This is a genomic window from Sphingobacterium sp. UBA5789 (assembly GCF_002418355.1).
GTDB lineage: Bacteria > Bacteroidota > Bacteroidia > Sphingobacteriales > Sphingobacteriaceae > Sphingobacterium.
Genome location: NZ_DIDX01000007.1, coordinates 1 through 281 on the forward strand (window position 1 = coordinate 1; position 281 = coordinate 281).

At 46.3% G+C, this 281-nt stretch carries 1 protein-coding gene; it reads right to left on the bottom strand.

What is annotated here, in order from left to right; all coding sequences use genetic code 11:
* Positions 1 to 278: type IX secretion system membrane protein PorP/SprF (locus B4B65_RS17395; RefSeq protein ID WP_293917333.1), on the bottom strand; the 278-nt coding region annotated here is incomplete at its 3' end.
* Positions 279 to 281: the final 3 nt, after the last annotated feature.

Genomic DNA, 281 nt, shown 5'->3' on the forward strand with positions numbered 1-281 from the left:
ATCTGAAGTGTTTTGGTAAAATTCGCCGAGGCTTCTGTACTACGTTCAACACCGATCTTAAACTGTTTGAAATTTACACCTAAAGCAATGCCACGATTACCAACTGCTATATTACCGTTGAACCAGATACTCTTGGGGGCTCCATCAACTCCCGCCCATTGGTAACGGTAAAGAAGCGCTGCATCTCCTTCGCCTCCTTTCAGCAATGCATTGTAACTCGGATTCAGCATCTTCCCAAACGAACCGGAAAGTGCCGGATCGATATATTGCTGACCCAAGGC